The following is a 14,097-nucleotide window of genomic DNA, read 5'->3' as shown; positions in this document are numbered from 1 at the left end:
TCCGGGGCGCACGGCAGGGGAAGCCCGCCGGACACGCCGCCGCTCGGGGTACGGTCGGTGGTCGGCACCTGGCCGTCACGGCCGCGGCGTGCAGCCCGGCGGACGGGGCCGGCGCCCCTCTTCCCCCGGCCCGCACCAAGCGCCTTCCACCAGCACACCCACCAGGACCGGCGATGCACGTGAGCTCCTCTCCTCCCAGCGGCCGCCTGCCTCAGCAGCAGGCGCGGCAGAGGGCCTCCGGCACGTACCGACTGGTCCGTTCCGCCCCCGTGGCGGAGGAGCCCCCTCGACTGGACGCAGCCCAGCGGGCCGTGGTTGACCATGGAGCGGGACCGCTGCTCGTCCTCGCGGGCCCGGGCACCGGCAAGACCACCACCCTGGTCGAATCCGTCGCCGCCCGCCTCGCCGCCGGCACCCCACCCGAACGCATCCTGGTCCTCACCTTCAGCCGCCGCGCCGCCGTGGACCTGCGGGACCGCATGGCACAGAGGCTCTCCACCGCGAGCACGCCGCGCGCCACCACCTTCCACTCCTTCTGCTACGCCCTGGTCCGCGCCCACCAGGACGCCGACCTCTTCGCCGAACCCCTGCGGCTGCTCTCCGGACCCGAGCAGGACGTCGCCGTCCGCGAACTGCTCGCCGGGCAGATCGAACTCGGACGCCAGGGCCGCGCCCGCGTGCGCTGGCCCGAGGAACTGCGCGCCTGCCTCACCACCCGGGGCTTCGCCGACGAGGTCCGCGCCGTCCTCGCCCGCTCCCGGGAGCTCGGCCTCGGCCCCGACGCCCTCGCCGAGTTCGCCCGGCGCGGCGGCCGCCCCGACTGGTCCGCCGCCGCCTCCTTCCTCGCCGAATACCTCGACCTGCTCGACGCGCAGGGCACCCTCGACTACGCCGAACTCGTCCACCGCGCCGTCCTGCTCGCCGAGGAGCCCGAGACCGCCCGGCAGCTCGCCGAGGCCTACGACGCCGTCTACGTGGACGAGTACCAGGACACCGACCCCGCGCAGGTCCGGCTGGTGCGGGCGCTCGCCGGCAACCACGGCCCCGCCGTGCCCGGAGCCGGCGGCGGCCGCACCCTGGTCGCCTTCGGTGACCCGGACCAGTCGATCTACGCCTTCCGCGGCGCCGACGTCAACGGCATCCTGGAATTCCCCGAGACCTTCCGCCGAGCCGACGGCGCGCCCGCGCCCGTCGCCGTCCTCACCACCGGGCGCCGCTCCGGCGCACACCTGGTCGAGGCCACCCGGCTCGTCACCCGCCGCATGCCGCTGACCAGGCTCTCCGCCGACACCGTCCGTGCTCATCGCTCCCTCAGCCCGGCCCGGGACGGGGGCCGCGTCGAGGCCTACACGTACCCCACCACCGGCGCCGAACTGGACAACATCGCCGACATCCTGCGCCGCGCCCACCTGGAGGAGGGCGTCCCCTGGGGGGAGATGGCGGTCCTGGTCCGCTCCGGCGGCCACACCATTCCCGCCGTCCGCCGGGCCCTCACCTCCGCCGGGGTGCCACTGGACATCGACGGCAACGACCTCCCGCTGCGTCACGAACCCGCCGTCGCCCCGCTGCTCACCGCCCTGCGCGCCGCCGCGACCGCCGCACTCCAGGACCGGGCAGAGGAGGAGGCGGGCACCGCGCATGTCCCCGAGCCCGACGCCGAGACCCAGGGCGCCGCCCCCGCCTGGCTCGACACCGAGACCGCCCTCACGCTGCTGGCCTCGCCGCTCGCCGCCCTCGACGCCGCCGACCAGCGCCGCCTCGGACGCGCCCTGCGCGACGAGGAACGCGCCGCCGGAAACCCCCTCCCGCCGCCCTCCGACACCCTGCTCGCCCGCGCCCTCGCCGAACCGGAGCGGCTCGTCACCCACGAGGGGTACGCCCACGGCGCGCGCCTCCTCGGCGAGCTGCTGCGCCGCGCCCGCACGCTCCTCGCCAAGGGCGGCAGCGCCGAAGAGGCCCTCTGGGAACTCTGGGACGGCACCACCTGGCCGCAGCGGCTGGAGCGGTCCGCCCGCCGGGGCGGCGCCGCCGGACGCAATGCCGACCGCGACCTCGACGCCGTCTGCGCCCTCTTCGCCACCGCCGCCCGCGCCGAGGAACGCACCGGCGGCCGGGGCGCCCTCAACTTCCTCGCCGAGATCGAGGCGCAGGACATCGCCGCCGACACCCTCACCCGCCGCGCCGCCCGCCCCGACGCCGTCCGCCTCATGACCGCGCACCGCTCCAAGGGCCTGGAGTGGCGGCTCGTCGTCGTCGCCGGGGTCCAGGAGGGCGTCTGGCCCGACCTGCGCCGCCGCGGCTCGCTGCTGGAGGCCGACCGCATCGGACGCGACGGCCTCGCCGAACCCCTGCCCCCCGGCGCCCTCCTCGCCGAGGAACGCCGCCTCTTCTACGTCGCCGCCACCCGCGCCGCCGAACGCCTCGTCGTCACCGCGGTCAAGGCCCCCGCCGAGGACGGTGACCAGCCCTCGCGCTTCCTCACCGAACTCGGCGTCGAGCCGAAGGACGTCTCCTCCAGGCCCCGCCGCCCTCTCTCGGTCGCCGCCCTCGTCGCCGAACTGCGGGCCACCACGGTCGACCCGCGCGTCTCCGCCCCCCTGCGCGAAGCCGCCGCACACCGCCTCGCCAAGCTCGCCGCCCTCACCGACGAGGACGGCCGGCCCCTCGTCCCCACCGCCCACCCCGACCGCTGGTGGGGGATGCGTGAGCCGACCCGGTCCCAGGTGCCGCTGCGGGACCGCGACGCCCCCGTCGTCCTCTCCGGCAGCGCCCTCGACCAGCTCGCCAACACCTGCGCCCTCCAGTGGTTCCTCGGCCGTGAGGTCAAGGCCGACGCCCCCGCCTCGGCCGCCCAGGGCTTCGGCAACGTCGTCCACGTCCTCGCCGACGAGGTGGCCTCCGGCCGCACCCCGGCCGACCTCGACGTCCTCATGGAACGCCTCGACTCGGTCTGGGACGCGCTCGCCTTCGACGCCCCCTGGAAATCCGTCCAGGAGAAGGAGAACGCCCGCCAGGCCCTGGAACGGTTCCTGGAGTGGCACACCCTCGACCGGGCAGGCCGCACCCCCGTCGCCAGCGAGCACGACTTCGACGTCACCCTCGGCGCCGGGCCCTACGAGGTACGCATCCGGGGCAGCATGGACCGGGTGGAGCAGGACCCGCGCGGCCGCGCCTACGTCGTCGACTTCAAGACCGGCAAACAGGCGCCCACCGCCGCCGAGGTCGCCCACCACCCCCAGCTCGCCGTCTACCAGCTCGCCGTCACCGAAGGCGCCGTCGACCCCCTCTTCGACGGCGTACGCCCCGAGCCCGGCGGCGCCGAACTGGTCCACCTGCGCCAGCCCGCGCCCAAGAAGGAGGGCGGCGACGCCCTGCCCCGGGTGCAGCACCAGCCCGCGCCCGAGGGCGAGTGGGTCGGCGACCTCCTGGCCACCGCCGCGGGCAAGGTCCTCGACGAACGCTTCACCCCCACCACCGGACAGCACTGCGCCCACTGCTCCTTCCGCTCCTCGTGCAGTGCCCGGGAGGAAGGGCGGCAGGTGGTGGAGTGAGCCGAGGTGCCCGCCGGGTCCCCGGGCGAGCCGGCTCCCGGCACCCCCGGCGCGCACCCGAGGCCCCCGGCGCTCGGTGACCGACCCCACAACCCGCATCACCACCCCTCTGACCAGGTAGAACCCGGAACCTCGCCGCTGCCCGGAGACCCGGTGTCGTACGGCGGCGCTAGCCTCGCTGGCATGCCCGCACGTATCAGCGACCCCGAGCAGCTCAAGGAGCTGCTCGGCATCCCCTTCACCCCGGAGCAGATGGCCTGCGTCACCGCGCCGCCCGCTCCCCAGGTGATCGTCGCCGGAGCGGGCTCGGGCAAGACCACGGTGATGGCGGCCCGCGTCGTCTGGCTCGTCGGCACCGGGCAGGTCGCGCCCGAACAGGTCCTCGGGCTGACCTTCACCAACAAGGCCGCGGGCGAACTCGCCGAACGCGTCCGCAAGGCACTGACCGAGGCGGGCGTCACCGAACCCGAACCGCTCGCCCCGCCAGGCGCCGGGCCCGAGGACGACCACACCCCCGGCGAACCGGTCATCTCCACCTACCACGCCTTCGCCGGCCGGCTCCTCACCGATCACGGACTCCGGCTCGGACTGGAGCCCAGCACCCGCCTGCTCGCCGACGCCACCCGCTTCCAGCTCGCCGCCCGGGTACTGCGGGAGGCACCCGGCGCCCATCCCGCGCTGACCCGCTCCTTTCCCGACCTCGTCGGCGACCTCCTCGCCCTCGACGGGGAACTCTCCGAACACCTCGTCACCCCCGAGCGGCTTCGCCACCACGACGAGGAACTGCTCGGCACCCTGGAGAGCACCCCTCTCACCAACCCCGACCTGCGCAAACTCCCCGAGGTCGCCCGCGCCCGCCACGACCTCGCCGAACTCGTCGAGCAGTACCGGAGCGCCAAACGCGACCGCGACCTCATCGACTTCGGCGACCAGATCGCCCTCTCGGCCACCCTCGCCGACCGCCACCCGGCGGTGGGCGCCCTGCTCCGCGAGGAGTTCCGGGTCGTCCTCCTCGACGAGTACCAGGACACCTCCGTCGCCCAGCGCATCCTGCTCGCCGGACTCTTCGGTCACGGCACCGGCCACCCCGTCACCGCCGTCGGCGACCCCTGCCAGGCCATCTACGGCTGGCGCGGCGCCTCCGTCGCCAACCTCGACGACTTCCCCGACCACTTCCCCCACGCCGACGGCACCCCCGCCGCCCGCCACTCCCTCAGCGAGAACCGCCGCAGCGGCGGACGCCTGCTCGACCTCGCCAACACCATGGCCGCCCCGCTGCGCGCCATGCACACCGGCGTCGAAGCGCTGCGCCCCGCCCCCGGCGCCGAACGCGACGGCATCGTCCGCTGCGCCCTCCTCGACACCCACGCCGACGAGCTGACCTGGCTCGCCGACCGGATCGCCCACCTCGTCGCCACCGGAACACCACCCGGCGAGATCGCCGTGCTGTGCCGGACCGCCGGCGACTTCGGGGCGATCCAGAGCGCCCTGGTCGACCGGGACGTCCCGGTCGAGGTGGTCGGCCTCTCCGGCCTCCTCCACCTGCCGGAGGTCGCCGACCTGGTCGCCGTCTGCGAAGTGCTCCAGGACCCCGGCGCCAACGCCTCCCTGGTCCGCCTCCTCACCGGCCCCCGCTGGCGCATCGGCCCTCGCGACCTCGCCCTCCTCGGCCGCCGCGCCCGCCTCCTCGTGCGGCGTGAGCGCGCGGGCGGCGACGACCCCGACCGGCGGCTCGCCGAAGCCGTCGAAGGCGTCGACCCGGCCGAGGTCATCTCCCTCGCCGACGCCCTCGACACCTTCCTCGACGGCTCCGCCGACGACGACCTGCCCTTCTCCGCCGAGGCCCGCGTCCGGTACGCCCAGCTCGCCACCGAACTGCGCGACCTGCGCCGCTCCCTCGCCGACCCGCTGATGGACGTCCTGCACCGCGTCCTCGCCACCACCGGCCTCGAAGTGGAGCTCTCCTCGTCCCCGCAGGCCCTCGCCGCCCGCCGCCGCGAGACGCTCTCCAACTTCCTGGACGTCGCCGCTTCCTTCGCCGCCCAGGAGAAGGACGCCTCCCTCCTCGCCTTCCTCGGCTTCCTGCGCACGGCGGCCCAGTACGAGAAGGGCCTCGACAACGCCCTCCCCGGCGGCGAGAACACCGTCAAGGTCCTCACCGCCCACAAGTCCAAGGGCCTGGAGTGGGACGTGGTCGCCGTCCCCGGACTGGTCGCCAAGCAGTTCCCGAGCGAGCAGGGACGCGAGAAGTGGACCGCCCAGCCCCGGGTCCTCCCGCACTCCCTGCGCGGCGACGCCGCCACCCTCCCGGACGTCGGCGCCCTCGACTCCAAGGGCCTCAAGGCCTTCCAGGAACAGATGCGCGACCACCAGCACACCGAGGAACTGCGCCTGGGATACGTCACCTTCACCCGGCCCCGGAAGCTGCTGCTCGGCTCCGGCCACTGGTGGGGGCCCACCCAGAAACGCCCCCGCGGGCCCTCCGACTTCCTGCTGGCCCTGCACGACCACTGCCTCGCCGGACACGGGGAGACCGAGGTGTGGGCCGAGCGCCCGGACGCCGATGCCCAGAACCCGGCACTGGCCGAACCCACGGCCGACCTCGCCTGGCCGCTGCCGCTCGACGAGGTCGCCCTCGACCGCCGCCGGGCCGCCGCCGCTACCGTCCGCGCCCACCTCGACGCGCTGGCCGCCGGAGCCGTTGGTACGAGCACCGGCGAAGAACAGGCCGGTCCGGGTGCGGCCGTACCGGCGTACCCCGTGCCCGGGGGCACGGACGGCCCTCCCGGGGAGCTGGAACCGGAGCCCGAGGACGAGGAGAGCCACGAGGAGGGGGACTGGGAGTCGTGGACCACCGCCCGCCCGGCCGCCGCTCCGTCGCCCATAGCCGTCACGGAAGCGGCCCCCCCGCCGCCGGGCACGACCGCCTCCGCCGCCACGGAAGGTCCCACCCCGGAGGAGGCGCGCCTCATCCACTCCTGGGACCAGGACCTGGAGGCGCTCAGCGGCGAGCTGTTGCGGGCCCGCCAAGGAACCCGTGACGTGGTGCTGCCCGCCTCGCTGACCGCCTCCGAGCTGATGCGGCTCGCCGCCGACCCCGCCGGGTTCGCGGCCGAACTTGCCCGGCCCATGCCCCGGCCGCCGCAACCCGCCGCTCGGCGTGGGACCCGCTTCCACGCCTGGGTCGAATCCCGCTTCGAAGACGTCCAGCTGCCGATGCTCGACCCCGGGGAGCTGCCGGGCCACGACGCCGACATCGCCGACGAACACGACCTCGAAGCCCTCAAGGAAGCCTTCGAGCAGACCGAGTACGCCCACCGCTCCCCGCTCGGCGTCGAGGTGCCCTTCCAGCTCACCCTCGCCGGACGCACGGTCCGCGGCCGCATGGACGCCGTCTACCGGCTCGAACCCGGGACCGGCGCCGGACCGGAAACGCCCGTGTACGAGATCGTGGACTGGAAAACCAGCCACACCCGCGACGCCGACCCGCTCCAGCTCGCCATCTACCGACTGGCCTGGGCCGAGCACCACCGGCTGCCCCTCGAAGCGGTCACCGCGGCCTTCGTCTACATCCGCACCGGGGAGACCGTCCGGCCCCGCCACCTCCCCGGCCGGCGAGAGATCGAGCACATCCTCCTCGGCACGACGCCCGGCCCGCCCGCGGAACAGCCGCCCGCACCCCACGGACCGGCGGAACCGGCGCAGCAGACCGGTGAACCACCGGACCGGTCCACGGCCACCGCCCGATAGGCTCTTGACATGAGCGAGACCTTGGACAACGCCGTCCGCACGTACATCGAGAACCACCGCGCCGCCTTCCTCGACGACCTCGCCGAGTGGCTGCGCATCCCCTCCGTCTCGGCCCAGCCCGAGCACGGAGCCGATGTACTGCGCAGCGCCGAATGGCTGGCCGCCAAGCTTCGCGAGACCGGCTTCCCCGTCGTCGAGATATGGCCGACGGACGGCGCCCCCGCCGTCTTCGCGTCCTGGCCCTCCGACGACGCGGACGCCCCCACCGCCCTGGTCTACGGCCACCACGACGTGCAGCCCGCCGCCCGCGAGGACGGCTGGGACACCGACCCGTTCGACCCCGTGGTCCGGGACGGCCGGATGTACGGGCGAGGCGCCGCCGACGACAAGGGCCAGGTCTTCTTCCACACCCTCGGCCTGCGCGCCCACCTCGCCGCGACCGGCCGCACCAGCCCCGCCGTCCACCTCAAGCTGCTCATCGAGGGCGAGGAGGAGTCGGGCTCCCCGCACTTCCGCCGGCTCATCGAGGAGCGCCGCGACCGGCTGGCCGCCGACACCGTGCTCGTCTCCGACACCGGCATGTGGTCCGAGGACACCCCCACCGTCTGCACCGGCATGCGCGGTCTCATCGACTGCGAGGTCACCCTCACCGGCCCCGGCCAGGACATCCACTCCGGCTCCTTCGGCGGAGCCGTGCCCAACCCGGCCACCGAGGCCGCCCGGCTCGTCGCCGCCCTCCACGACGACCGCGGCGCCGTCGCCGTCCCCGGCTTCTACGACGGCGTGATCCCCCTCACCGACCGGGAACGCGCCCTCTTCGCCGAACTGCCCTTGGACGAGGAGCAGTGGCTGCGCACCGCCAAGTCCCACGCCACCAGCGGCGAAGCGGGCCACACCACGCTGGAGCGCATCTGGGCCCGCCCCACCGCCGAGGTCAACGGTATCGGCGGCGGCTACCAGGGTCCCGGCGGCAAGACGATCATTCCCGCCACCGCGATGCTGAAGCTCTCCTTCCGGCTGGTCGCCGGGCAGGACCCCGCCCACATCGAGAAGCAGGTCCGCACCTGGATCGCGGAGCGCCTCCCCGCCGGAATCGGCCACACCGTGACCTTCGGCGGTGCCACCCGCCCCTGCCTGACCCCGCTCGACCATCCCGCCCTCCAGTCCGTCGTCCGCGCCATGAGCCGCGCTTTCCAGCGACCCGTGCTCTTCACCCGCGAGGGCGGCTCCGGCCCCGCCGCCGACCTCCAGGACGTGCTCGACGCCCCCGTCCTCTTCCTCGGCATCTCCGTTCCCTCCGACGGCTGGCACGCCCCCAACGAGAAGGTCGAACTCGACCTCCTCATGAAGGGCGTCGAAACCGCCGCTCACCTCTGGGGCGACCTCGCCCAGCAGGGACGCCATGCCCCCTGAGCCGCCCCACTCCGCCTCCACCGCCGGCCACCCCGACACCGCGGCTCTCGCGGACCAGGAGCGACCGCACCCCGCGCCCGCCCCGGTCACCCCGGCAGGACGCACGGAATCACCCACGCCACCGGGGAGTTGGAACCCACTGTGACCACCTGGACCCACGAACCCAAGGAACCGCTGCCGCTCACCGCGCCCAGCGGCATCGACCGGGCGGCCCACCACCGCCTCGACGAGGCATGGCTGGCCGCCGCCTGGAGCCACCCCACCACCCGGGTCTTCGTGGTGTCCGGCGGCCAGGCGCTCATCGACGAAACCGAGGACGGCACCACCGAACTGGTGACGACCCCCACCTTCGAAGCGCCCCTCACCCGCTCCCACCGCTACTTCCTCGGCTGCGACGAGGACGGCGTGAGCTACTTCGCCCTCCAGAAGGACTCCCTGCCCGGCCGCTTCGACCAGTCCGCCCGCGCCGCCGGCCTGCGCGAAGCCGGACTGCTGCTCTCCCCGCGCGACGCCGGGCTGCTCGTCCACGCGGTCGCCCTGGAGAACTGGCAGCGCCTGCACCGCTTCTGCTCCCGCTGCGGCGAGCGGACCGTCATCGCCGCCGCCGGACACATCCGCCGCTGCCCCGCCTGCGGCGCCGAGCACTACCCGCGCACCGACCCGGCCGTCATCATGCTCGTCACCGACGACCAGGACAGGGCGCTGCTCGGCCGGCAGGTCCACTGGCCCGAAGGCCGCTTCTCCACGCTGGCCGGCTTCGTCGAACCGGGGGAGGCCATCGAGGAGTCGGTCCGCCGCGAGGTCTTCGAAGAGGCCGGAGTGACCGTCGGCGAGGTCACCTACGTGGCCAGCCAGCCCTGGCCCTTCCCCTCCAGCCTCATGCTGGGCTTCACCGCCAAGGCCACCTCCCCCCACATCACCGTGGACGGCGAAGAGATCGAGGAGGCCCGCTGGTTCTCCCGCGAGGAGCTCCGCACCGCCTTCGAAACCGGCGAGGTCCGCCCGCCGTACGGCATCTCGATCGCCGCCCGCCTCATCGAGCTCTGGTACGGCGAGCCCCTCCCCAAGCCGGGCGTCGGCCGCTGACCCCCCCGGGGACCGCCCGGCTCCCGGCCGCATCCGGTGACGATGCGGCCGGGGACGCGCCGGGTTCCAGGGTCAGGCGCCCAGCGCCTGCTTGACCTGGGCCAGGCTCGGGTTGGTCATCACCACCGGCTCACCGCCGGCCTTGGGGACGATCTGCAGCGTCGGCACGGTCTGGTTCCCCCCGTTCGCCTTCTCCACGAACGCGGCCGACTCCGGGTCGTGCTCGATGTTGACCTCTTCGTACGCGATGCCCTCGCGGTCCATCTGGCTCTTCAGCCGACGGCAGTATCCGCACCAGGTGGTGCTGTACATCGTCACAGTGCCCGACATGTCCCGACGCTCCTCGGTCGCTCTGCCGTGTACCCGGACGGGCACACGCGGTGAACTCCGCCGAGCTGAGGCGCCCGGTGGCAATGGATCGAACGTAGCCGAGAGCGTCGAGATTCCCGCCGGGGTGGTCCACCGCACACCCGATTCATGTGATCAGTACGACCGGAAGCCCTTCCTGTGGACGGTCCTGAACGCCCACCCCGGCGAACCTGGCAGCATGGCGGGGTGACATCCGCACCGCACACCCCATCCTTCCCGCGCGTCCCGGAATCGGCCGACGACGTGCTCGCGGGCCTGGACCCCGAGCAGCGCGCCGTGGCCACGGCACTGCACGGGCCGGTGTGCGTGCTGGCCGGAGCCGGCACCGGCAAGACCCGCGCCCTCACCCACCGCATCGCCTACGGGGTACGGACCAACCGCTTCCAGCCCACCAGCGTCCTCGCCGTCACCTTCACCAACCGCGCCGCCGGCGAGATGCGCGGCCGTCTCCGCCAGCTCGGCGCCGGCGGCGTGCAGGCGCGCACGTTCCACTCCGCCGCCCTGCGCCAGCTCCAGTACTTCTGGCCGAAAGCCGTCGGCGGGACGCTCCCACGCCTCGTCGAACGCAAGGCCCAACTGGTCGCGGAGGCAGGCGCGGCCTGCGGCATCCGCCTCGACCGCAACCAGCTCCGCGACGCCACCGGCGAGATCGAGTGGGCCAAGGTCACCCAGACCGTCCCCGGCGACTACGCGGAGAGCGTCGCCAAGAGCCAGCGCCACGCCCCCCGCGACCCGGCCGAGCTGGCCCAGATCTACGCCCGCTACGAACAGCTCAAGCGGGACAGAGGCGTCATCGACTTCGAGGACGTCCTCCTGCTCACCATCGGCATCCTCCAGGACCGCCGGGACATCGCCGACCACGTCCGCGCCCAGTACCAGCACTTCGTCGTCGACGAGTACCAGGACGTCAGCCCCCTCCAGCAACGCCTCCTCGAACTCTGGCTCGGGGACCGCGACAGCCTCTGTGTCGTCGGCGACGCCAGCCAGACGATCTACTCGTTCACCGGCGCCACCCCCGAGCACCTGCTGAACTTCCGCGTCCGTCACCCTGAGGCGACCGTGGTCAAGCTGGTCCGCGACTACCGCTCCACCCCGCAGATCGTCCACCTGGCAAACGGGCTGCTGTCCCAGGCCCGCGGCCGCGCCGCCGACCACCGGCTGGAACTCGTCTCCCAGCGCGACACCGGACCCGAACCGCAGCACATCGAGTACGGCGACGAACCGTCCGAGGCCGAGGGCACCGCCCGCCGCATCCGCGACCTCATCGCCGCGGGCGTACCCGCCGGAGAGATCGCGGTGCTCTTCCGCACCAACGGACAGTCCGGCCTGTACGAACAGGCCCTCACCGACGCGGGCGTCCCCTACCAGCTCCGTGGGGCAGAGCGCTTCTTCGAACGACGTGAGGTCCGAGAGGCCCAGGCCGCGCTGCGCGGCGCCGCCCGCTTCGGCGGCAACGACGCCGCTCTCGACCTGGCCGACGACCTCGCCTCCCAGGTACGCGCCGTCCTCTCCGCCTCCGGCTGGAGCGCCCAGGCTCCGGTCGGCTCCGGTGCCTCCCGGGACCGCTGGGAGTCCCTCGCCGCGCTCGCCCGGCTCGCCGAGGACTTCGGTACGGCCCAGCCGGACGCCTCCCTCGCCGACTTCGTCACCGAACTGGACGAGCGCGCCGCCTCCCAGCACGCCCCCACCGTCCAGGGCGTCACCCTCGCCTCGCTGCACGCCGCCAAGGGCCTCGAATGGGACGCCGTCTTCCTGGTCGGGCTGACCGAGGGCATGATGCCGATCACCTACGCCCGCACCGACGAACAGCTCGAGGAGGAGCGCCGCCTGCTCTACGTGGGCATCACCAGGGCCCGCTTCCGGCTGACACTCTCCTGGTCACTCTCCCGCGCCCCCGGCGGACGCGCCCACCGCGTCCCCAGCCGCTTCCTGAAGGACCTCCGGGGCGCCTCGGCGACCAGGGAAACCTCGTCCGTCTCCCTGGCCGGTACGACCGACGCTTCGGGGGGCGCCGGCGCGCCCCGCCGGGGACCGAGGAAACCGATCCGGTGCCGCACCTGCGGCCGGAGCCTCACCGACGCCGGCGAGATGAAGCTGATGCGCTGCGAAGGCTGCCCGTCGGACATGGACGAAGGTGTCTACGAGCGCCTCCACACCTGGCGCGCCGCCGAGGCGGAGCGACTGGGCCAGCCCAGCTACTGCGTCTTCACCGACAAGACCCTGATGGCCATCGCCGAGCAGCTCCCCGAGGACGAGCCCGGGCTGAGCCGCATCGCAGGAGTCGGCGTGCGGAAGTTTCGCCGCTACGGCGCCGATGTTCTCGCCATCTGCGCAGGTCAAGAGGGTGCGAGTGGTGCGGGCGAGAGCTGACGGAAACTCGTCCGGAAAATAGTTTGCGCATGCCCCGGGAATCCCCATAGGTTCTTAGGCACGGGAACAGGCGCTTCTTGGAAGCCCTGACTCCGTGCTGTACTGAGTTCAACCACAGGACCGCTCGCGGTCCACGAGACGCCGAGAGGAGGCGATGGAAGTGATCAGCATCAACACCACCAGCACGGTCGTGAAAATGACCGATCGTTCCGTCGTCAACCTGTGCATGTCCGGCGTCTCGTCCCTGGGTACCGGTATGTCCGGCCTCGCCGCCGTGCGTCCCGCGTCCCCCATTTCCCTCTCGAACCTCCCGGTCCGAGAGCGGAACGAGCGACCGACCCAGGCACCGGCAGTAGAAGCAGCGGCGCAGGCACATGCCTATGCCTTTGCAGCAGCCGGTGCCGGATTCCCGAAGACGAAGCAGCACACGATGTGGGCCTTCCGTGGGCTCGAACCCTGGAGTGATCCAGCCTGATCTCGATCAGGCAGGCGCCTTCAGGGCCGCGGAACCCCACCCGGGAACCGCGGCCCTTTTGTTTTGCCCCGAGCGGGGCGAGGCAGTGAAGGGCCCCTGGACAGGTGCAGGTACCAGCCGCCACCCGGCCCACCGGCCGGACCGACCAGACGAGGAACCAAAGCCCCGTGCAGATCGAAACGCACGTCCCGTCAGCACCGCTCACACAAGAGATCTCGCCACCCGGTATCCCGGAGGATTCCACCTTGTCTTCGCAGCTCACCGCTCTCACCGCTCTCGACGACGCCATCGAGAACCTCGTCACCCCGCCGCCGTGCCGCGCCTACGACCCCGAAGTCTTCTTCGCCGAGTCGCCGGCCGACGTCGAGTACGCCAAGTCCCTGTGCCGTGCCTGCCCGCTCGTCGAGGCCTGCCTCGCCGGCGCCAAGGACCGGCGTGAGCCCTGGGGCGTCTGGGGCGGAGAGCTCTTCGTCCAGGGCGTCGTTGTCGCCCGCAAGCGGCCCCGTGGCCGCCCGCGCAAGAACCCGGTCGCAGCATGAACATCACCGGAACGATCGACCGCCCCCTCACGCACGACCCCATGAAGCAGGCCCCGATGAAGCGAGCGTCCGCCAGGACCGCAGACAGCGCGCCCGCAGGCTCCGCCACCCCTGACACCACCATCACCGGCGCGAACGAGTCGCGTCAGAACAGGACCCGAGAGATGCAACTCATTCCAGAAGCCATGGCGCGAGCGCACATGGAGCAACGCACCGCCGAGGCCGAACAGGCCCGGCCCGTGCAGCGCCTCATCGCCGCCCGGCGCATGCAGCGCAGGGCCGAGCGCGCCTCCCTGCGCGCCCGGCGCGCGCTCGCCATCGCCGTCATGCACTGACTGGCGGAGGTTCCGCCCGGCGGACGGCTCGGCCGGCGGTCCTGAGCAGGGTTGCTCAGGACCGCCGGGCCTGGCCCGATGTGGCTGGGGCCTGTGACGGCCTGGTCGGCCTGTATGAGGCCGGAGCTGGTGCCAGGGGCTCAGAGGGTTGGGCTTGGGTGTGTCGGCCGTAGGGCTGACACACCTGCGCCGGAGTGGGCTCCGGGCAG

At 73.3% G+C, this 14,097-nt stretch carries 9 protein-coding genes; 8 read left to right on the top strand and 1 reads right to left on the bottom strand.

The features are described from left to right. Nucleotides 1-311 precede the first annotated feature (311 nt). From OIM89_RS08590 to nudC, 4 genes are all read left to right on the top strand, one after another. Nucleotides 312-3,551, top strand: coding sequence for an ATP-dependent helicase (locus OIM89_RS08590; protein ID WP_372587997.1), 3,240 nt, complete (start codon nt 312-314; stop codon nt 3,549-3,551). A gap of 183 nt (nt 3,552-3,734) precedes the next feature. Further along, on the top strand, nt 3,735-7,301 hold the full coding sequence (locus OIM89_RS08585; protein ID WP_226964386.1) for an ATP-dependent DNA helicase: 3,567 nt from the start codon (nt 3,735-3,737) through the stop codon (nt 7,299-7,301). Nucleotides 7,302-7,310: 9 nt separating this feature from the next. Continuing rightward, complete coding sequence (locus tag OIM89_RS08580; RefSeq protein ID WP_226964387.1) at nt 7,311-8,714, top strand: dipeptidase; 1,404 nt, start codon at nt 7,311-7,313, stop codon at nt 8,712-8,714. Between the two features lie 141 nt (nt 8,715-8,855). Further along, complete coding sequence (gene nudC / locus OIM89_RS08575; RefSeq protein ID WP_030695709.1) at nt 8,856-9,800, top strand: NAD(+) diphosphatase; 945 nt, start codon at nt 8,856-8,858, stop codon at nt 9,798-9,800. A gap of 72 nt (nt 9,801-9,872) precedes the next feature. On the opposite strand, the gene OIM89_RS08570 is transcribed toward nudC, so the two are convergent. Further along, on the bottom strand, nt 9,873-10,130 hold the full coding sequence (locus OIM89_RS08570; RefSeq protein WP_008409915.1) for a mycoredoxin: 258 nt from the start codon (nt 10,128-10,130) through the stop codon (nt 9,873-9,875). Between the two features lie 225 nt (nt 10,131-10,355). Here OIM89_RS08570 and OIM89_RS08565 point away from each other — a divergent pair, with 225 nt between their 5' ends. From OIM89_RS08565 to OIM89_RS08550, 4 genes are all read left to right on the top strand, one after another. Further along, on the top strand, nt 10,356-12,539 hold the full coding sequence (locus tag OIM89_RS08565) for an ATP-dependent DNA helicase UvrD2 (protein ID WP_226964388.1): 2,184 nt from the start codon (nt 10,356-10,358) through the stop codon (nt 12,537-12,539). 160 nt (nt 12,540-12,699) lie between these two features. Further along, nucleotides 12,700-13,014, top strand: a complete 315-nt coding sequence (locus tag OIM89_RS08560) for a hypothetical protein (RefSeq protein WP_030695707.1) — start codon at nt 12,700-12,702, stop codon at nt 13,012-13,014. Nucleotides 13,015-13,181: 167 nt separating this feature from the next. Next, nucleotides 13,182-13,553 (top strand): WhiB family transcriptional regulator, encoded by a 372-nt coding sequence (locus tag OIM89_RS08555; protein ID WP_030695706.1) that lies wholly within the window; start codon nt 13,182-13,184, stop codon nt 13,551-13,553. Next, nucleotides 13,550-13,888, top strand: coding sequence for a hypothetical protein (locus tag OIM89_RS08550; protein WP_030695705.1), 339 nt, complete (start codon nt 13,550-13,552; stop codon nt 13,886-13,888). Before OIM89_RS08555 ends, OIM89_RS08550 begins: the two co-directional genes overlap by 4 nt. Nucleotides 13,889-14,097 lie beyond the last annotated feature (209 nt).

Origin of the sequence: Streptomyces sp. BI87 (assembly GCF_025957665.1) — a bacterium.
Classification (GTDB): domain Bacteria; phylum Actinomycetota; class Actinomycetes; order Streptomycetales; family Streptomycetaceae; genus Streptomyces; species Streptomyces albidoflavus.
This window is presented reverse-complemented; position numbering and strand designations above follow the sequence as displayed.